Here is a 20,476-nt window from a genome sequence, read left to right as displayed (position 1 = left end):
CATGACCGGCAAGACCGCGTTCGAGACCCGATACGGCTTTCGCCGCAACGAGGTGGTGCTCGCCAACTGGCGCGAGAACCCGTTCAACCAGTGGTCGTTCCAGAATCTCGGCGAACTGGTGCCGACCGCTCGCGTGGTGGCGGCACCGGCTAGTGTCGAGACGCCGGTCCGGAACATGGGCGGCCTGCTTGGCGAGAAGGTCGCGGTCGCCAGCACATCGGAGACGATGGCTGAATTTCTCGCACGTTCGAGCACCGACGCGCTGACGGTGATGAAAGGCGGCAAATTCATCGGCGACTGGTTCGCGCCGCATATGGATTTCGGCGCCCGCCACATCATCTTTTCCATCAGCAAGTCGCTGACCGCCATCATTGCCGGCATACTGGAAGGCGAGGGGTTGTTCGACCCGGAAGCGCCGGTGACGACCTACATCCCTGAAGCCGCCGGCTCGGCCTATGGCGATGCCAGCGTGCGGCATGTGCTCGACATGAGCGTCAGCCTCGATTTCGAGGAGGCCTATCTCGATCCGGAGAGCGCTTTCGCCCGCTATCGCCGCGCCACGCTGTGGAATCCGGGCGGCGGCACCGAGAGCCTGCGCGAATTCCTCCTGACCCTGCAGCGCCTTGCCGAGCCGCATGGCCAGACCTTCCGCTATCGCTCGCCCAATTCCGACCTGCTCGGCCTGCTGCTCGAGCGCGCTTCCGGCCAGCGTTTTGCCGACCTGATGCACGAGAAATTGTGGCTGCCGCTCGGCGCCGTCGGTGAGGCCTCGATCGGTGTCGACATGGAAGGCACGGCGCGCACCGCCGGCGGCATTTCGGTGACGCCGCGCGACCTGGCGCGCGTCGGCGAGATGATGCGGCAAGGTGGGATGGCCAATGGCCGCCGCGTCGTGCCCGAAGCCTGGGTGCACGATACGACTGTCAGCGGCGGCAGTTCGGACGCCTGGCAGCGCGGCGCGATGCAGCCGCTGTTTCCCAAGGGCCGTTACCGCAACAAATGGTACCAGACGGGTTTGCCGAACGGCGCTTATTGCGGCATCGGCATCCATGGCCAGTGGCTCTATGTCGACCCAAAGGCTGAAGTGGTGATCGCCAAGATGTCGTCACAACCGGCGCCGGTCGACGATCCGCTCGATGTCGAAATCGTCGCCTTCTTCGAGACGCTGAGCCGGATGGTCTGATCCTCGCCTGGCCGCCACATTAGCGCGCGCTTTCCTGTGGACCCGCCGGGCTCATGGAAACGCGGCGGTTGGCGGACCGGACGTCTGCGCCTATGGTCGCCGCTCTTTCGATAAGAGCAGGAACGACATGGCATTCGACATCAAGCGCATTGCAGCCATCATCGCGGCCGAGATCGCTGCCCGACCCGAACAGGCGGCCGCGGCGATCGAACTGCTGGATGAAGGCGCTACGGTGCCATTCGTGGCGCGCTATCGCAAGGAGGTGACCGGCGGGCTTGACGACACACAATTGCGCGACCTTGCCGAACGGCTTTCCTATCTGCGCGAACTCGACGCGCGCCGCGACACCATCCTCGGTTCCATCCGCGACCAGGGCAAGCTGACCGGGGAGCTCGAGGGCAAGATCGTCGCCGCCACCAAGGCTGAGCTGGAAGACATCTATCTGCCCTACAAGCCGAAGCGCCGGACCAAGGCCGAGATCGCCAGGGAGCGCGGGCTGGGGCCATTGGCTGAAGCCATCCTAGCAAACCGTGCACTGGTGCCTGCCGAGCTGGCGCTGGCCTATCTGACCGAAGACGTGGCTGATGCCAAGGCGGCGCTCGATGGCGCGCGCGACATCCTGTCGGAACAATTCGCTGAGAATGCCGATCTGGTCGGCAAATTGCGCACCTACATGAAGGAACGCGCCTTCATGCGGGCCAGGGTGGTCGACGGCAAGCAGGAGGCCGGCGCGAAATTCTCCGATTATTTCGACCATGTCGAGCGCTGGGCGAATGTGCCGAGCCACCGGGCGCTGGCCATGCTGCGCGGCCGCAACGAGGAGGTGCTGTCGCTCGACATCGAGGTCGATGCCGACGACACGTCTCCGGTGAAGCCGGTCGAACGGATGATCGCCAATGCCTATGCCATCGGCGGCAGCCTGCCGGGTGATCGCTGGCTGATGGAGGTCGCCGGCTGGACCTGGCGGATAAAACTGTCGCTGCACCTGACGCTCGACCTGATGCGGGACATGCGCGAGCGGGCCGAGGAAGAGGCGATCCACGTCTTCGCCCGCAATTTGAAGGATTTGCTGCTGGCGGCTCCCGCCGGTTCGCGCGCCACGATGGGGCTCGATCCGGGCATCCGCACCGGCGTCAAGGTGGCGGTGGTCGACGGTACCGGCAAGGTGCTGACGACGACGACGGTCTATCCGTTTCCGCCCAGGAACGATGTGCGCGGCACGCAGGCGGAACTGGCCAAACTCATTCGCCTGCACAAGGTCGAACTGATCTCGATCGGCAACGGCACCGGCAGCCGCGAGACGGAAAAGCTGGTGGCGGACATGCTGTCCGACATGCCGGCGGATGGCGGCCCGAAGCCGCTCAAGGTGATCGTCAGCGAGGCGGGCGCCTCGGTCTATTCGGCGTCGGCGACGGCGGCGGCGGAATTTCCCGGCCTCGACGTGTCGTTGCGTGGCGCTGTCTCGATCGCGCGGCGCCTGCAGGATCCGCTGGCTGAACTGGTCAAGATCGAGCCCAAATCGATCGGCGTCGGCCAGTACCAGCATGATGTCGACCAGTACCGGCTCGGCCGTTCGCTGGAAGCGGTGGTGGAAGACGCGGTCAACGCCGTCGGCGTCGATCTCAACACCGCTTCGGCGCCGTTGCTGGCCCGGGTTTCGGGTCTCGGCGCGTCGCTGGCCGACGCGATCGTCGCGCATCGCGATGCGACCGGTCCCTTCGCCAGCCGGAAGGATTTGCTCAAGGTGGCGCGGCTCGGGCCGCGAGCGTTCGAGCAAAGCGCCGGCTTCCTGCGCATTGCCAATGGCAGCGAGCCGCTCGATGCCTCGTCGGTGCATCCCGAAGCCTATGGCGTGGCGAAGAAGATCGTCGCCGCCTGCGGGCGCGATGTCCGCTCGCTGATGGGCGACAGTGCCGCGCTGAAGGCACTCGATCCCCGCGTCTTCGTCGATGAGCGTTTCGGCTTGCCGACGGTGCGCGACATCCTGGCGGAGCTGGAAAAGCCCGGCCGCGACCCGCGCCCCGGCTTCAAGACGGCGACCTTCGCCGACGGCATCGACGACATCAAGGATCTGAAGCCCGGCATGCTGCTCGAAGGCACCGTCACCAATGTCGCCGCCTTCGGCGCCTTTGTCGATATCGGTGTGCATCAGGACGGGCTGGTGCATGTCTCGCAACTGGCCGACCGTTTCATCAAGGACGCGCATGAGATCGTGAAGGCCGGCGATGTGGTCAAGGTGCGCGTCGTCGATGTGGACATCAAGCGCAAGCGCATAGCGCTTTCCATGCGCAAGGACGGCGGCGAAGGCGGTGCACCGCGCAGCGGGCCGCGCGACAATGGTGGCGGCAGGCCGGCCCCGCGTTCGCCGGCACCACAACAGCGTCAACCGGAACGGCCGGCGCAGCAAGGCGCGTTCGGTGCTGCCTTGGCGGATGCGCTGAAGCGGAAGTAGCTACCAAGCCAGAACAGTCGGCTCCTTCTCAACCTGGCCCAGCAGCCAGTCGCGAAAGCTGGCGACCGGTGGATGGCCGCGCTTGTCGTGCGGGACGACGAGATAGTAGGCGCTGCGGCTTTGCATGGGCTGGCCGGGCGCCGGCACCAACTGGCCACGCTGCAATTCGCCCGCGATGAGGATCAATGGCAACAGCGCCACACCAAGCCCCGCCATGCAGGCCTGGGCAGCGGTGCCGAACTGCTCGAACTGCATGCCCGGTCCGGTCGGCGCGCTCAGGCCCTGATGCTCGAACCATTCGGTCCAGGCGCCAGGGCGCGTCGCCATATGCAGCAGCGGCAGGCGGCCAATATCGGCCGGTGTGGCGATGGCGCGGCCGGCGAGGAATTCGGGCGACACGATCGGCGCCACCGTTTCGCGCACCAGCAGCGTCGAGTCGGCTTCCGGCCAGTCCGGCAAGCCGTAGTGGATGGCGGCATCCAGCCTTTCCCTGGCGAAGTCGAAGCGGCCGACGCGGGTGACGAAGTTGATGGTGATGTCAGGGTTGTTTTCGACGAAATCGGGCATCATCGGCATCAGCCAGCGCGTGCCGAAGGTCGGCAAAATGGCAAGGTTCAGGATGCCACCATGCCGATTGCTCATCAATCCCAGGGCTGCGTCGCGCAACTGGCCAAGCGCTGAACGCACTGCCTCAGCGTAGATTTCGCCCGATGTCGACAGCCTGACATTGCGGCTGTCGCGTTCGAACAGCCGGCGGCCGAACTGATCTTCCAGCAACCTGATCTGCCGACTGACCGCGCCCTGGGTCAGATCCAATTCCTGGGCGGCGGCGGTGAAACTGCCAAGGCGGGCCACCGCCTCGAAGGCGACAAGGGCGCTGATGTTGGGCAAAAGGCGACGTTGGACGCTCATGATCCATTACTAACGCTCATTGATCGGTGAAGCAATTTCGTTTGATTTTTTCGAGGCGCGGGCCGATAAGCCGGGCCAAGATTTTGCTTCATGCATGTCGTCCCAAAACCGCTGAACATTTTTGGGCGACATGCACTGGTTGGGAGAACGCCATGGCCGCCGACAAGAATGCATTCGTCTGGGAAGACCCGTTCCTGATCGAGGACCAGCTTTCGGAAGACGAGCGCATGGTGCGCGACGGTGCCGCGGCCTTTGCCGCCGACAAGCTGGCGCCTCGGATCGAGGACGCCTATCTCAACGAGACCTTCGACACCGCGATCTTCCGCGAAATGGGCGAGGCCGGCCTGCTCGGCATCAACATCCCCGAGGAGTTCGGCGGGCTCGGCGCCAACTATGTGACCTACGGGCTGGTCGCGCGGGAAGTCGAGCGTGTCGACTCGGGCTATCGCTCGATGATGTCAGTGCAGTCGTCGCTGGTGATGTATCCGATCTACGCCTATGGCTCGGACGAACAGCGCAAGAAGTACCTGCCCAAGCTTGCCAGCGGTGAGTGGATCGGCTGCTTCGGCCTGACCGAGCCGGATGCCGGCTCCGATCCGGGCGGCATGAAGACGCGCGCCGAGAAGACCGCCAACGGCTACCGGCTCTCCGGCTCGAAGATGTGGATTTCCAATTCGCCGGTCGCCGACGTGTTCGTCGTCTGGGCGAAGTTGAAGGGCGAGAACGGCAAGGACGAAATCCGCGGCTTCGTGCTTGAAAAGGGCATGAAAGGGCTTTCGGCGCCGAAGATCGGCGGCAAGCTGTCGCTGCGCGCGTCGATAACCGGCGAAGTGGTGATGGAAGGCGTCGAGGTCGGCGAGGATGCGCTGCTGCCCAATGTTTCCGGGCTGAAAGGCCCGTTCGGCTGCCTCAACCGGGCCCGCTTCGGCATTTCCTGGGGCTCGATGGGTGCAGCGGAAGATTGCTGGCATCGCGCCCGCCAGTATGGCCTTGACCGCAAGCAGTTCGGCAAGCCGTTGGCCGGCACGCAGCTTTACCAGAAGAAGCTCGCCGACATGCAGACCGAGATCGCGCTGGGATTGCAGGCTAGCCTGCGTGTCGGGCGGCTGCTGGATGAAGGCAAGATGGCGCCGGAAATGATCTCGATCGTCAAGCGCAACAATTGCGGCAAGGCGCTCGACATCGCCCGCCAGGCCCGCGACATGCATGGCGGCAACGGCATCCAGATCGGCTACCACGTCATGCGCCACGCGCAGAACCTGGAGACCGTCAACACCTATGAGGGCACGCATGACGTGCACGCGCTGATCCTGGGAAGGGCGCAGACGGGGATACAGGCATTCTTCTGAGCCAGGCAGCGCCATGCAGGCAATGTGCGCGCCTGAATGGATTGCTGATCGCGTTACCAAAGGCCGCGCGATTGAGGACCGCCTTCCCCCACTCCGTCTCGGCTTCGCCGAGCCACCTCTCCCCCCTCCGGAGGGAGAGGAAGGGAGCCAGCCGGAATAGGTTCGCGCCCTTCCTCTACCCCGTCGACCGGGGGAGAGAGGTGGCTCGGCGAAGCCGAGACGGAGTGGGGGTCGACCTGCTCGGGGAGAAACAAGGCGTTCGATTGGGTGCACCGCAACATCCGCTTGGAGATCGGCTACTATCTGTGTCAGGGTCTAGCGTTCGTTCTGAAACGCTGAATTCCGGGGCCCCATGGCAATTCTGGCAGCCGTCTACCATCTGACCCACTATAAATACGACCGGCCGGTGGTGCTCGGCCCCCAGATCATCAGGCTGCAGCCGGCACCGCATTCCCGCACCAAGGTGCTGAGCCATTCGCTCAAGGTCGAGCCGGCGAACCATTTCGTCAATCTGCAGCAGGATCCCTACGGCAATTTCCTTGCCCGTTTCGTCTTTCCCGAACCGGTGACCGAGCTGAGGATCGAGGTCGACCTCGTCGCCGACATGACGGTCTACAATCCGTTCGATTTCTTCGTCGAGCCATCGGCCGAGACGTTTCCGTTCGAGTACCCGGAAGAGATACGCGACGATCTGACGATCTACCGGACGCCCGAGCCGGCCGGGCCGCTGCTGTCGGCTTTCCTCGGGACGATCGACCGCAGCGCGAAGAACACCGTCAATTTCCTGGTCGATCTCAACGCCCGGCTGCAGCGCGAGATCGCCTACATCGTGCGCATGGAAACCGGTGTGTTCTCGCCGGAAGAGACCTTGGCCGCGAAAAAAGGATCGTGCCGGGATTCGAGCTGGCTGCTGGTGCAGATCCTGCGCAATCTCGGCATCGCCGCGCGTTTCGTTTCCGGCTACCTGATCCAGCTCAAGCCCGACCTCGTCGCGCTCGATGGACCACCCGGCACCGCCGTGGACTTCACCGATCTGCACGCCTGGTGCGAAGTCTATCTTCCCGGCGCCGGCTGGATCGGCTTCGACCCGACCTCCGGCCTGCTCACCGGCGAAAGCCATGTGCCGCTGGCGGCCACGCCGCATTTCCGCAACGCCGCACCCATTTCCGGCATGGCGAGCTTCGCCAATGTCGAGTTCGGCTTCGAGATGCGGGTCGACCGCATCGCCGAACATCCGCGCATCACCAAGCCATTCTCGGATGAAAGCTGGCAGGCGCTCGACGCGCTCGGCAACAAGGTGGATGCAGCACTTGCGGCCGGCGATGTGCGGCTGACCATGGGCGGCGAGCCGACCTTCGTATCCATCGACGATTTCGAGTCGGCCGAGTGGAACACCGCTGCCGTCGGGCCGACCAAGCGCGAAAAGGCCGATGAACTGATCCGAAAACTGCGTGAGCGCTTTGCGCCGGGCGGCTTTCTCCACTACGGCCAGGGCAAATGGTATCCAGGCGAAAGCCTGCCGCGCTGGACCTTCTCGCTTTACTGGCGCGCCGATGGCCAGCCGGTGTGGAGCGACCCGTCGTTGATTGCGCGCGAAAAGAGCGAAGCCGATATCGGGCCGAAACAGGCCGAAAGCCTGCTCACCGCCATTGCCGGCGAACTCGGCATCGACAAGGCCATGGTCAGCGAAGCCTATGAGGATCCGGCCGAATGGCTGCTCAAGGAAGGCAAGCTGCCCGAAAATGTCGATCCGTCCAACTCCAAGCTGGAGGATCCGGAAGAACGCAGCCGCATGGCGAAGGTGTTCGAACGCGGGCTGACAAAGCCGTCCGGCTATGTGCTTCCTGTCCAGCGCTGGAACAGCCAGGCATCGGGGCCGCGCTGGCGCTCGGAAAAATGGAAGACGCGGCGTGGCCGGCTGTTCCTGGTACCCGGCGATTCACCCGTCGGCTACCGCTTGCCACTCGGCACGTTGCCCTATGTGCCGCCGGAGCAATTCCCCTACATCGTGCCGGTCGATCCGTCGCTGCCGCGTGGTGCGCTGCCCGCGCGTGAGGCCATCCTGCCCTCGGCGGCTCCGGCCGAACTCGAAGGCGCCGACGAGATGGCGCGCCGCCAGCAGGCGGCGTCCTTCACCGCGGCGACCGGCCAGCAGGATCGTGTCGAACAGGAGATCACCGAGATCGGCGGCGCGGTGCGCACCGCACTCTCTGTCGAGCCGCGCGACGGGCGGCTCTGTGTATTCATGCCGCCGGTCGAGGCGCTGGAGGACTATCTCGAACTGGTCGCGGCGGCCGAGAACGCGGCAAAGGCGATCGGCCTTCCCGTGCATATCGAGGGCTATGGCCCGCCGCACGATCCGCGCCTCAACGTCATCCGCGTGGCGCCCGACCCCGGCGTCATCGAGGTCAACATCCATCCGGCTGCCAACTGGCAGGATTGCGTGGCGACGACGACGGCGATCTACGAGGAGGCGCGGCAGACGCGGCTTGGCGCCGACAAGTTCATGATCGACGGCCGCCACACCGGCACCGGCGGTGGCAACCATGTCGTGGTCGGCGGTGCGACGCCCAATGACAGCCCGTTCCTGCGCCGGCCGGACCTGTTGAAGAGCCTGGTGCTGCAATGGCAGCGGCGCCCCTCGCTGTCCTACCTGTTCTCGGGCCTGTTCATCGGCCCGACCAGCCAGGCGCCGCGCTTCGACGAGGCACGTCACGACTCGCTTTATGAGCTCGAGATCGCGATGGCGCAGGTGCTGCATCCGGACCAGGGCGCGGCACCCTTGCCTTGGCTGGTCGACCGGCTGTTCCGCAATTTGTTAACCGACGTCACGGGGAATACGCATCGCTCGGAAATCTGCATCGACAAGCTGTTCTCGCCGGACGGACCGACCGGCCGGCTGGGGCTGGTCGAATTCCGCGGCTTCGAGATGCCGCCCAATGCGCGCATGTCGCTGGCGCAGCAATTGCTTGTTAGGGCGATTATTGCGCGTGCCTGGAAGAGCCCGCTCGACGGCCGCTTCGTGCGCTGGGGCACGTCGCTGCATGACCGCTTCATGCTGCCGCATTATGTCTGGGCCGATTTCCTCGACGTACTCGACGACCTTAAGCTCAACGGCTTCGAATTCAGACCCGAATGGTTCGACGCCCAGCTCGAATTCCGCTTCCCGTTCTGCGGCGAGGTCCAGCACGCCGGCATCAAGCTGGAACTGCGGCAGGCGCTTGAACCCTGGCATGTCATGGGCGAGCAAGGCGCGATCGGCGGCACCGTGCGTTTCGTCGATTCCTCCGTCGAACGGCTGCAGGTCAAGACCGAAGGGCTGAACCCGGAGCGCCACGCGATCGTCTGCAACGGCCGTATCGTGCCGATGAAGGTGACGGACAACAGAGAGGTCGCGGTGGCGGGCGTGCGCTTCAAGGCCTGGCAGCCGGCATCGGGCCTGCATCCGGCGCTGCCGGTCAATACGCCGCTGGTGTTCGATATCTATGACCGCTGGTCGGGCAGGGCGGTCGGCGGCTGCGTCTACCATGTCGCCCATCCCGGCGGGCGCAATTACGACACCTTTCCGGTCAATGGCAACGAGGCGGAAGCCCGGCGGCTCGCCCGCTTCGAACCGCGCGGTCATACGCCGTCCGCCTATGTGCTGCGCGAGGAACAACCGGCGGAAGATTTCCCGATGACCCTTGACCTTCGGCGGCCGGCAAGACTCTGATCAACGATGGCAAAGGGGAATCACAAGAGGGTACGCGGCAAGCCGCAGAGCCACAGCCTGCTGGAGCACTACCAGCCGATCGACGGCGTCGTCGACGAGATGGTCGATGCAGCAGGCAATCCCCGTCCGGTCTGGAAGCACTTCATCGAGGCGCTCGACGAACTGGGGCCTGAACAGCTCGGCCAGCGCTTCGCCCGCGCCGACCAGTATCTGCGCGATGCCGGCGTTTATTACCGCGTCTATGACAAGGCCGGCGCCAATGAGCGCGAATGGCCGCTGGCGCATGTCCCGGTTCTCATCGAGGAGAGCGAGTGGGCCGCGATCAGCGCCGGCCTCGTGCAGCGCGCCGAGCTGTTCGAGGAAACCATCGCCGATATCTACGGGCCGAATCGGTTGGTCGAAAAAGGCATCCTGCCGGCGGGATTGATCGCCGCCAGTCCGGAATATTTACGGCCCGTCGTCGGCACCAGGCCGGCCGGCGGCCATTTCCTGCATTTCTGCGCCTTCGAGCTCGGCCGCGGGCCTGATGGCCGATGGTGGGTGCTTGGCGATCGCACGCAGGCGCCGTCCGGTGCCGGCTTCGCGCTGGAAAACCGCGTCGCCACCACACGCGCGCTGTCCGATATCTATGGCGAGATGCATGTGCACCGCCTTGCCGGCTTCTTCCGCCGCTTTCGCGATGCGCTGATCGGCATGGCCAAGGAAACCGACGGCCGCGTCGCTATCCTGACCCCGGGGCCGCTCAACGAAACCTATTACGAACACGCCTACATCGCCCGCTATCTCGGTATCATGTTGCTCGAAGGCGAGGATTTGACCGTTTCCGGCGGCCGGTTGATGGTGCGCACGGTTTCCGGCCTGATGCCGATCAGCGTGTTGTGGCGGCGGCTCGATGCCGCCTTCGCCGATCCCCTCGAACTGCGCCCGGATTCGCAGATCGGCACGCCGGGCCTGGTCGAGGCGATCCGCCAGGGCGCGGTTGCGACCGTCAATGCGCTTGGCTCCGGCCTGATGGAGACGCGCGCGCTGCTCGCCTTCCTGCCCAAGATTTCACGTGCCTTGCGGGGCGAGGAATTGCTGCTGCCAAGCGTCGCGACATGGTGGTGCGGGCAAGCAACCGAGCGCGCGCATGTGCTGGCCAATATCGATCGCATGGTTATCGGGCCGGCGCTGTCGACGAGACTTGCCTTCGAGGATGACGAACAGACGAAGCTCGGCTCGGCGCTGTCCGCAGGCGAGCGGGCGGAGTTGGTGGCGCGCATCGAACGCTATGGCGGCGACTTCGTCGGCCAGGAAGCAGTGACGCTTTCGACGACGCCCGTCTATGTCGGCGGCTGGCTGGAGCCGCGGCCGGCGAGCCTGCGCGTCTATCTGGCGCGCACGCCCGACGGCTGGACGGTGATGCCGGGGGGATTTGCGCGCGTCGGCCTGTCGCTCGACCCGACGGCAATCGCCATGCAGCGCGGCGGCCAGGCGGCGGATGTCTGGGTCGTCAGCGACCGACCGGTGGAGCGCGAGACGCTACTGCCGCAAGAAGGCGACAGCTTCACCCGCACCAGGCCTGGCAGCTTGCCCAGCCGTGCAGCGGAAAACCTGACCTGGCTCGGCCGCTACATCGAGCGCTCGGAAGACACGGTGCGCATCCTGCGCGCCTACCACGTGCGGCTGGCCGAGACCTCCGACCCGGATATGCCGCTGCTTGCCGACATCAGGGATTATCTCGAACCTTTCGGCATCGACGTCGAGACGGCGATCCCGTCGGGGCTGATCGGCACGCTGGATAGCGCGGTCTACAGTGCCGGGCAGATCCGCGACCGCTTCTCGCCCGATGGCTGGCTGGCGCTGAAGGACTTGTCCAAAACCATCCATCAGTTCGCAACGACGGTGGCGCCGGGCGACGACGCGACCCGGGCGATGACGGTCATCCTGCGCAAGCTCGCCGGCTTTTCCGGCCTGCTGCACGAGAACATGTACCGCTTCGCCGGCTGGCGTTTTCTCGAGATCGGCCGGCGGCTGGAGCGCGGCATCCAGATCGCCCGCACGCTGTCTCGGCTGACCAGCGCCAAGGCGCCGGACGGCGCGCTCGACATGATGCTGGAGATCGGCGACAGCGTGATGACCCATCGCCGGCAATATCCGGTGCAGGCAGGCCGGCGCACGGTGATCGACCTGCTGGCGCTCGATCCGCTCAATCCGCGCTCCATCCTGTTCCAGCTCGAAAGGCTGAAGGCCGAGATCGGCCTGTTGCCGTCGCTTGGCGGCGAGGGGCACATGTCGCCGGCGGCGAAGGAAATCCTGCAGCTCAACACCCAGATCGCCATCAAGGAGCCTTCGGACATGACGGCAAAGGCGCTGGACGAGCTCGCCTACGAAATCGGCGGCCTCTACAACAGCCTCGCCAAAGCCTATTTCGGCTAAGCAGGTTCCGCAAAAGTGTCGCACGGTTTTGCGGCAAGAACCTGCGCCAAGACAAGAAAAGTAGAGCATGCTTTACGACATCAGGCTTCATCTGCATTACGATTACGCTGCGGCGGCCGGCGGCAGCCGCCATCAGATCCGCGTGCTGCCGTCGACGATATCAGGCGTGCAGCGCGTCATCGCCGCATCCCTGTCCTTTGCGCCGGCCCCCAACGAGCGTTCTGACTTTTCCGACTTCTTCGGCAACAACGTCACCTCGATCGCCTTTCGCGACGCGCATGACGCACTCGACATAAGGATGAGCGCACGCGTATCAGTGTCGCGGCCCGAGCCCGGGCTCGACGTGTCGCCCGATATCGGCCGGCTCAGGCAGGAGCTCGCCGCCGTGCGGTCGTTGGCGCCTGATGCACCCCACCATTTCCTGATGGCCAGCACCCATGCCGGCATCGATGGCGCGATCACCACCTACGCACGGGATAGCATCGCCGGCTCTGCCGCCGGCACGGCCATGAACCTGTGCAATCGCATCCATCGCGATTTCACCTATGACGGCGATGCGACGACGGTGCGAACCAGGGCGAGCGATGCCTTCAAGCTGAAGCGCGGCGTCTGCCAGGATTTTTCGCACATCATGATCGCCGGCCTGCGCGGGCTCGGCATTCCGGCCGGCTATGTCAGCGGCTTCCTGCGCACCATCCCGCCGAAGGGCAAGCCCCGGCTGGAAGGGGCAGATGCCATGCATGCCTGGGTCAAGGTCTGGTGTGGGCGCGATGCCGGCTGGCAGGAATTCGATCCGACCAACGGCATGCGGGCCAGCAACGACCACATCACCGTCGGCTATGGCCGCGACTATTCGGACGTGGCGCCGATCGTCGGCGTTCTCAAGACCACGGGGGGGCAGGTCGGCGAGCAAGCTGTCGACGTCATTCCGGTCGTGCTCGAAAAGGCCTGAAAGCAGGCCGCACCCGCAGCGGTTTCTTCGCTGCAACTCCGGATGGACAAGACTGCTTCTCAAACACCGATGTGGCCGCTAATCTGCATTCGTTTCGAAGTGGACGATAATTGTATTCTTAAGCGCGTGGCGCGGGGTTTTTGGAATTGAGAGCGATCAGCGTCGTCATTCCTGCCTGCAACGCGGCGGCGACCATCGCGGCAACGCTGGCGTCGCTGCGCAGCGAGACCGAGATCATCGGCGAGATCCTGCTGGTCGACGATGCATCGACCGACGGCACGGCAACTGTCGCGCAGGAGGCCGCGGCGGAACTGTCGTTGCCGTTGCGTGTGCTGCCGGCCAGTTGCCGCGATGCCGGCGGCGCCCGCAACGTGGCGCTGGCGGAGGCGCTCCATCCCTGGGTCTACCTGATCGATGCCGACGACCTGCATCTGAAAGGCGGATTGCGCTCGCTGCTCCGGAAGGCGGAGGAGCAGCCGAAAGCCGACATGATCGTCGGCGCCTATCGGCGACGGGTGAACGGCCAGGATCGGCAGATCAAAGTGCCAAACGGTTATCAGGCTGCGTGCCTGGCAAACGCTTCAGCCTATGTGAAAGGCGACATACGCTCCGTCGCCGTGGGCAGCGTCCTGGCATCCCGATCCCTGATCGGCGAGACGCGGTTCCCGGTCGGACTGGCCTATGACGAGGATACGTTGTTCTGGGCGCGGCTGATGAGCAAGGCATCGCTGGCCATGATTTCGGACCCCGTCATGGTTTATGAGGTTTCGCCGGTACGCTCCGACGACCGCTTTGCCCTCAACCCGGTGCGGCGCTTCCTGGATTGGCGCCGCCAACTGCGCACGCTCACCGACTGCAACATCCCGATGTCGGCGCTCAAGACCAGGGAAGGGCTTGTCGCCCTGAAGATCGCCCGGGTCCACTATGCGCGCGGCGATCTGGACACTGCGGCGCGCTTTCTGGCAGTGGCTGCGGCCGCGCCGAAGCGACGTTCGGAAGCCTGGCGCTGCCTGCGCTACAGGTTCAAGCTTGCGGCGCGGCGGCGTTTGTCCGCGCCGTCCATCCAGCTGCAGGGCGCTCTGTAGGCGCCAGTCCCGTCGGGACCGACAGTGCATCGGCGCCACAGGCTTTTCGGACCGTGTGTGGAACCAGCAATCGGCCAATGGCTTATCTACGGATATTTGCGTGGAGCTGACATGCTGCAAAAATCCGGATTGTCGCACAGCCGGTCGACTGACGAAGACGGTGTGCCGAAAAATGGTGCGCCGAAGAACGGGGCGCAAAGCTCGGCCGACCATGCCGAGCTCACCTATATCAGCGACGCCGAGCCCGGTATCCGCCGGCTGAAGACAGGCAAGGGGTTTTCCTACAAGGGTCCGGACGCGCGGGCGGTTCCGGGCACTACAAGGGCACGCATCGAGACGATCGTCATTCCGCCGGCCTGGACGGATGTGTGGATTTCGCCCGACGCCAGCGGCCATATCCAGGCGACCGGCAGGGACCAGCGCGGACGTAAGCAATATTGCTACCATCCGCTGTGGGCCGAAGAACGCGACGGTGCCAAATATTCGAGCCTTGTCGCTTTCGCCGAAAGCCTGCCGGACCTGCGGCGCAGGATCGACAGCGATCTGCGTCGTCGCGGCCTGCCGCTCGAGCGTGTCGTCGCCGCGGTCGTGTGGCTGCTCGACAACACGATGATCCGGGTGGGTAATGCCGCCTACGCCCGCGACAACAAGAGTTTCGGGCTGACCACGTTGCGCGACCGCCACGTCGATGTCGTCGGTTCAAGCCTGCGCTTTGCCTTCAAGGGCAAGTCCGGCAAGGAGTGGAAGCTGAAGCTGGTCGACCGCCGCATCGCTGGAATCGTGCGCGGCGCCCAGGACCTGCCGGGCCAGAAGCTGTTCCAGTATCTCGATGAGGACGGCAACAGGCGGCCGATCCGCTCCGAAGACGTCAACCGCTACATCCGCGAGGCCCTCGGTGATGCGTTCAGTTCGAAGCATTTCCGCACATGGGGCGGCACCATTCATGCCGCCTCGCTGTTTGCGCAGACGGAATTGCCGCAAAGCCAGGCACAGCAAAAGCGGGTGATGAACAGTGTCATCGACAAGGTTGCGGAGCGGCTGGGCAACACGCGTGCCGTCTGCCGCAAATGCTACATTCATCCGCAGGTCTTCGAAGCATGGTCCCAGGGGCGGTTGCTGGACGAAATGGCTCAGGCCAACAAGCGCAAGCGCTCGATCGATGGTCTCGACGACGAGGAGGCTCTCGTGCTGCGATGGCTGAAGGTGCGCGAAAGCTGACTGGCGACCACCGGCGGTCGCCAAATCCACGGCATCGGGATTTTTTTATCGACGTCGTGTCGGGATCGGTCTTACTGTTTCGTCCTTTGACAGAGAAAAGGACCAGCCATGCTCTACGCAATCCTCTGCTATGCTTCCGAAGACGTCGTCTGCTCCTGGAGCAAGGCACAGGACGACGAGGTCATGGCTAATCTCCTCGACGTCCAGGACAAGTATGCCAGGGCTGGCCGGCTTGGCCCGGTGGCACGGCTTTTGCCGACGACCGCCGCGACGACCCTGAGAAAGGTCAAAGGCGAATCGGTCGTCATCGACGGACCGTTTGCCGAGACCAAGGAACAGTTCCTCGGCTTCTACACGCTCGAATGCGCCGATCTCGACGAGGCCGTGGAGTTCGCTCGCGAGCTTTCCGAGGTCAATCCGAGCGGCGGCTCCTATGAGATCCGGCCGGTCTCGATCTTCAATCCCGCCAAGGTTTCCGCATGACCGAACTCGCCTGGATCAGCTCGGCGATCAGCGCCGCCCGCCCGCAGGCGATGGGCGCGCTGCTGCGTTATTTCCGCGATCTCGATACGGCGGAGGAAGCTTTCCAGGATGCGTGCCTCAGGGCCATCAAGAACTGGCCGCAGAACGGGCCGCCGCGTGATCCCGCGGCCTGGCTGATCTTTGTCGGCCGCAACAGCGGCATCGATGCGGTGCGCAAGCGGGCCAAGCAGGCGCCGATGCCGGAGGAAGACCAGATCTCGGACCTCGAAGACGCCGAGAGCGATATCGCCGAGCGACTGGACGGGGCGCATTACCGCGATGACATATTGCGGCTGCTGTTCATCTGCTGCCATCCCGATCTGCCGGCAACGCAGCAGATCGCGGTGGCGCTGCGGATTGTCTCGGGCCTCACCGTCAAGCAGATCGCGCGCGCCTTCCTGGTTGGCGAAAGCGCCATGGAGCAGCGCATCACCCGCGCCAAGGCGCGCATTGCGGACGCCGGCGTGCCGTTCGAGACCCCGGGCGCCGTCGAGCGCTCCGAGCGGCTCGCCGCTGTCGCCGCCATGGTCTACCTGATCTTCAACGAAGGCTATTCGACCAACAGCGGCGAGGCGCCGGCTCGCGCGCCGCTGTGCGAAGAGGCGATCCGGCTGGCACGGCTGTTGCTGCGGCTGTTCCAGACCGAGCCGGAGATCATGGGGCTGACGGCGCTGTTGCTGCTGCAGCATGCGCGCGCACCGGCCCGTTTTGATGAGAGCGGCGAGATCGTTCTGCTCGAGGATCAGGATCGCAGCCTGTGGAGCCGCAAGATGATCGATGAGGGGCTGGCGCTTGTCGACAAGGCGCTACGCCATCGCAAGCCCGGTCCCTATCAGGTGCAGGCGGCTATTGCCGCGCTGCATGCGCGGGCCGAAAAGGCCGAGGACACCGACTGGAACGAGATCGACCTGCTCTACCGCTTGCTCGAGCAGATGCAACCATCACCGGTGGTCACGCTCAACCGGGCCGTTGCGGTCTCGAAGGTGCGTGGGCCGGCAGAGGCGCTCGCCATGATCGAGCCGCTGGAGGAAAGGCTTTCCGGCTATTTCCACTTCTTCGGCCTCAAGGGTGGCCTGCTGATGCAGCTTGACCGGGGCGAGGAGGCGCGTGTTGCCTTCGACCGCGCCATTGCGCTTGCCAACACGGCGGCGGAAGCCGCCCATATCCGCATGCATATCGACCGGCTGATGAAAGACGGCGCCGTGCGCTCGCCGGCGAAAAAGGCAAACTGAACGCCGGCTGCCCTCTGGCTCAATCGTGCAACTTGGGCTTGGACCATGCCGGGGTGGCGATTTTTCCCTGAAACGAGTAATGCCACGCCATGACTGCCCGAAGTGCCGGCCGGCACGCGGGCGACATGGCGCGAGGGCGCCATATGATGGCGACGGGATCTGAAAGGGACAAAAATGACGATAGCAAAGGAAACGACTGAGCTTCTGGCGAAACTGGGTGTGGCCAAGGACGCGCTTGTCGGCGGTGACCTGATCGTGCGCAGCCCGGTGACGGGCGAAGAGATCGCGGCGCTGAAGACGATCTCGCCGGCTGAAGCGGCCAAGACCATCGATGCCGCGCACAAGGCCTTCCAGGCGTGGCGGATGGTACCGGGCCCGCGGCGCGGCGAACTGGTGCGGCTGCTCGGCGAGGAGCTTCGCACGCACAAGGCCGAGCTTGGCCGGCTGGTCTCGATCGAGGTCGGCAAGATCCCGTCCGAAGGGCTCGGCGAAGTGCAGGAAATGATCGACATCTGCGATTTCGCCGTCGGCCTGTCCCGGCAATTGTACGGCCTGACCATCGCCACCGAGCGTCCGGGCCACCGCATGATGGAAACCTGGCATCCGCTTGGCGTCGTCGGTGTCATTTCCGCCTTCAACTTCCCGGTCGCGGTATGGTCGTGGAATGCCGCACTGGCGCTGGTCTGCGGTGATGCCGTGGTGTGGAAGCCGTCGGAGAAGACGCCGCTGACCGCACTTGCCTGCGAAGCTATATTCAAGCGCGCGGTCAAGCGTTTCGGTGCGGATGCGCCGCAGGGCCTGGCGCCGGTGCTGATCGGCGACCGCGCCGTCGGCGAGATCCTGGTCGATCACCCCAAGGTGCCGCTGGTTTCGGCCACCGGCTCGACCCGCATGGGCCGCGACGTCGGCCCGCGCTTGGCCAAGCGCTTTGCGCGCGCGGTGCTGGAACTCGGCGGCAACAATGCCGGCATCGTCTGCCCGACCGCCGATCTCGACATGGCGCTGCGCGCCATCGCCTTCGGCGCCATGGGAACGGCGGGCCAGCGCTGCACGACGCTGCGGCGCCTGTTCGTGCATGACAGCGTCTACGACGCCCTGGTTCCACGTCTCAAGAAGGCTTACGAAAGTGTGACGGTCGGCAATCCGCTGGAGACCTCTTCGCTGGTCGGCCCACTGATCGACAAGGCGGCCTTCGACGCCATGCAGAAGGCGCTGAAGGAAGCCGCCGTCCACGGTGGCAAGGTGACCGGCGGCGCACGGGTCGAGAACGGCCACCCCGATGCCTATTATGTGCATCCGGCGCTGGTCGAAATGCAAAGCCAAGTTTCGCCGGTGACGGAAGAGACCTTCGCGCCGATCCTCTATGTGATGAAATATTCCGATTTCGACGCCGTACTCGACGAGCACAATGCGGTTGGCGCCGGCCTGTCGTCGTCGATCTTCACCCGCGACCTGCAGGAATCCGAGCGCTTCCTCGGTGTCGACGGGTCGGACTGCGGCATCGCCAACGTCAACATCGGCACCTCGGGGGCTGAGATTGGTGGCGCTTTCGGTGGCGAAAAGGAGACCGGCGGCGGCCGCGAGAGCGGCTCCGATGCGTGGAAGGCCTATATGCGGCGCGCCACCAACACGGTGAACTATTCCAAGGCGCTACCGCTCGCCCAGGGCGTCTCGTTCGATATCGACTGAGGTCCGTTTCCCGGTTCGGGTGACTTCGCGCACCCGAACCGTTTTACCCCCGGAGGTTGATTTTTGAGGGCAGCTATGCTATCGTTTTGCCCATGGTGCTGATTTGCGCCGACGACCCGCCGCCAAGGCGGGTTTTTTGTTTTGCGGGGCGTGAGGTGTCGATCGGCTGGTTGTCCTCAAGGGCGAGGGGGGGACGTCAACGCGCCAGAAGCGGCTTCGGTTATGCGTTTCGGAACGGCTGGAAGGGGCCGGGGATCGGGATAGGGGGACGCCTCGCGACGCCGCCCCTCCCACACCACCGGGCATACGGGTCCGTACCACGGCGGTTCGATCGTATTAAGCTTGGGCAGAGACATGAAGTCGAGGGAGACCGAGAGACTCGAAGTAATGGTTGCGCAGGGCCTGTTGGACCGCCGGGTGTCCTGACATGCGCCAGAATCCCGTCGGTGAACCGGCGGCAACCGCAGCTCCGAACTTTGGTACGCCATGACGACGTAGTTCCTTGAAGCGGTTGTGCCCGTTCCCCCATTGCCACCAGAGATACATGCGTAGTCTCCGGCGGGTCCACGCTTCCAAGTTCGTAAGCACCCGTGGGGTCTGGCAGAAGCCAAAGTAGCCGCGCCATCCGATGAGGTATGACTTCAGCTCCTTGATCATCTGCGGCAGACTGATTCCCCGTGTCCGGCGTGTCATGTCCCGGATCAGCGCCTTGAATTTGTCGAGGGCCTTTGGCGCGATGCGCCGTTCGCTCCCGTCATTTGAGATGCTGAACCCAAGGAATTTCCGCTCCTCCGGTCGCGCCACCGCGCTCTTCGCCTCGTTGACCTTCAGCAGCAGCTTCTTGGTCAGGAACCGGCCGACAGAGGTCATGACCCGTTCGCCGGCGCGGCGGCTGCGAACATAGATGTTGCAGTCATCCGCATAGCGGCAGAAGCGGAGACCCCTTCGGGCCAGTTCCTTGTCGAGGTCGTCGAGCAGGAGATTGCTTAGGAGGGGCGAGAGCGGGCCACCTTGCGGGGTCCCCTCGTCCACCGGACGGACCAAGCCATCCTCCATCACCCCCGCATTGAGGAATGCGCGGATGAGTTTGAGCACGCGCTTATCGGATACCCGCGCGGCGACGCGCGCCATCAGGCTGTCGTGATTGACTCGGTCGAAAAACTTTTCGAGATCGATGTCAATCACGTGGCTGTAGCCCTCGGCAACGTAGCGTTGCGATTGGGCTACCGCCTGATGGGCGGAGCGTCCTGGGCGGAAGCCGTAGCTGTGCTCGGAGAACGTCGGGTCCCACTGCTCCTGGAGAACCTGCAGCAGGGCTTGCTGGATCAGTCTGTCGACGACGCAAGGCACGCCGAGTTTTCTGACCCCGCCCTCCGGCTTGGGGATTTCGACCCGCTTGACCGGCTGCGGCTGATAGGTTCCTTCGAGCAATCGAGACCGGATGCTTGGCCAGTGCTCACGCAGGTAGCCCTTGGCGTCATCGATGGTCATCCCATCCACGCCTGGACCGCCCTTGTTGCTTCGAACGCGTTTCCACGCTGTTTCCAGATTCTCTCGGCTACATACCGTCTCCATTAGTTGTTCTGTCCAGGCCGGGCTTTCGGGTGCCGACTTCGCCACGAGTGGTTCGGCCCCTTGGTAACCGCTGACAGGGGCTTCACCCCGGTCCCTCGGTTCCAGGGCCAGTGAGTACTGGGTCTTCTGCCGCTTTCCACTCATGAGTTGCCAGTCCTATTTGTCACTTCCAATCGT

13 protein-coding genes are annotated in these 20,476 nt (G+C 64.5%); 11 read left to right on the top strand and 2 right to left on the bottom strand.

Annotation, left to right across the window (positions count from 1 at the left end; translation table 11 throughout):
* The first annotated feature begins 1 nt into the window (after position 1).
* Complete coding sequence (locus tag ACFOJ9_RS26165) at positions 2–1,183, top strand: serine hydrolase domain-containing protein (protein ID WP_378982723.1); 1,182 nt, start codon at positions 2–4, stop codon at positions 1,181–1,183.
* Positions 1,184–1,310: 127 nt separating this feature from the next.
* Positions 1,311–3,635: a Tex family protein gene (locus tag ACFOJ9_RS26160; protein ID WP_378982721.1), complete on the top strand. Its 2,325-nt coding sequence runs from the start codon at positions 1,311–1,313 to the stop codon at positions 3,633–3,635.
* On the opposite strand, the gene ACFOJ9_RS26155 is transcribed toward ACFOJ9_RS26160, so the two are convergent.
* Complete coding sequence (locus ACFOJ9_RS26155) at positions 3,636–4,547, bottom strand: LysR family transcriptional regulator (RefSeq protein WP_378982718.1); 912 nt, start codon at positions 4,545–4,547, stop codon at positions 3,636–3,638.
* A gap of 152 nt (positions 4,548–4,699) precedes the next feature.
* On the opposite strand from ACFOJ9_RS26155, the gene ACFOJ9_RS26150 reads away from it, so the two are divergent.
* The 9 genes from ACFOJ9_RS26150 (at position 4,700) to amaB (ending at position 18,724) form a co-directional block, all read left to right on the top strand.
* Complete coding sequence (locus ACFOJ9_RS26150) at positions 4,700–5,896, top strand: acyl-CoA dehydrogenase (protein WP_056582555.1); 1,197 nt, start codon at positions 4,700–4,702, stop codon at positions 5,894–5,896.
* A gap of 352 nt (positions 5,897–6,248) precedes the next feature.
* Entirely contained in the window at positions 6,249–9,608 is a 3,360-nt protein-coding gene (locus tag ACFOJ9_RS26145) for a transglutaminase family protein (protein WP_378982715.1), read from the top strand.
* 6 nt (positions 9,609–9,614) lie between these two features.
* Positions 9,615–12,026: a circularly permuted type 2 ATP-grasp protein gene (locus tag ACFOJ9_RS26140; protein ID WP_378982712.1), complete on the top strand. Its 2,412-nt coding sequence runs from the start codon at positions 9,615–9,617 to the stop codon at positions 12,024–12,026.
* Positions 12,027–12,093: 67 nt separating this feature from the next.
* Positions 12,094–12,978 carry a transglutaminase family protein gene (locus ACFOJ9_RS26135; protein ID WP_378982710.1) on the top strand — a complete coding sequence of 295 codons (885 nt, stop codon included), beginning with the start codon at positions 12,094–12,096 and terminating at the stop codon, positions 12,976–12,978.
* A gap of 146 nt (positions 12,979–13,124) precedes the next feature.
* The gene (locus tag ACFOJ9_RS26130; protein ID WP_378982707.1) at positions 13,125–14,063 is read left to right on the top strand and encodes a glycosyltransferase family 2 protein; all 939 of its coding nucleotides are present in this window, start codon (positions 13,125–13,127) and stop codon (positions 14,061–14,063) included.
* 111 nt (positions 14,064–14,174) lie between these two features.
* Complete coding sequence (locus ACFOJ9_RS26125) at positions 14,175–15,281, top strand: DNA topoisomerase IB (RefSeq protein WP_378982705.1); 1,107 nt, start codon at positions 14,175–14,177, stop codon at positions 15,279–15,281.
* A 108-nt stretch (positions 15,282–15,389) separates the two neighbouring features.
* Positions 15,390–15,764, top strand: coding sequence for a YciI family protein (locus tag ACFOJ9_RS26120; RefSeq protein ID WP_378982702.1), 375 nt, complete (start codon positions 15,390–15,392; stop codon positions 15,762–15,764).
* Positions 15,761–17,035, top strand: a complete 1,275-nt coding sequence (locus ACFOJ9_RS26115; RefSeq protein WP_378982699.1) for an RNA polymerase sigma factor — start codon at positions 15,761–15,763, stop codon at positions 17,033–17,035. Before ACFOJ9_RS26120 ends, ACFOJ9_RS26115 begins: the two co-directional genes overlap by 4 nt.
* A 174-nt stretch (positions 17,036–17,209) precedes the next feature.
* Complete coding sequence (amaB, locus tag ACFOJ9_RS26110; protein WP_378982696.1) at positions 17,210–18,724, top strand: L-piperidine-6-carboxylate dehydrogenase; 1,515 nt, start codon at positions 17,210–17,212, stop codon at positions 18,722–18,724.
* 336 nt (positions 18,725–19,060) lie between these two features.
* On the opposite strand, the gene ltrA is transcribed toward amaB, so the two are convergent.
* Positions 19,061–20,299 carry a group II intron reverse transcriptase/maturase gene (gene ltrA / locus ACFOJ9_RS26105; protein ID WP_378987596.1) on the bottom strand — a complete coding sequence of 413 codons (1,239 nt, stop codon included), beginning with the start codon at positions 20,297–20,299 and terminating at the stop codon, positions 19,061–19,063.
* Positions 20,300–20,476: the final 177 nt, after the last annotated feature.

The organism is Mesorhizobium cantuariense (assembly GCF_042647205.1).
GTDB classification, from domain to species: Bacteria; Pseudomonadota; Alphaproteobacteria; order Rhizobiales; family Rhizobiaceae; genus Mesorhizobium; species Mesorhizobium cantuariense.
Note: the sequence above shows the minus strand (reverse complement) of the source record. Positions and strands in the feature narration are given on the sequence as shown.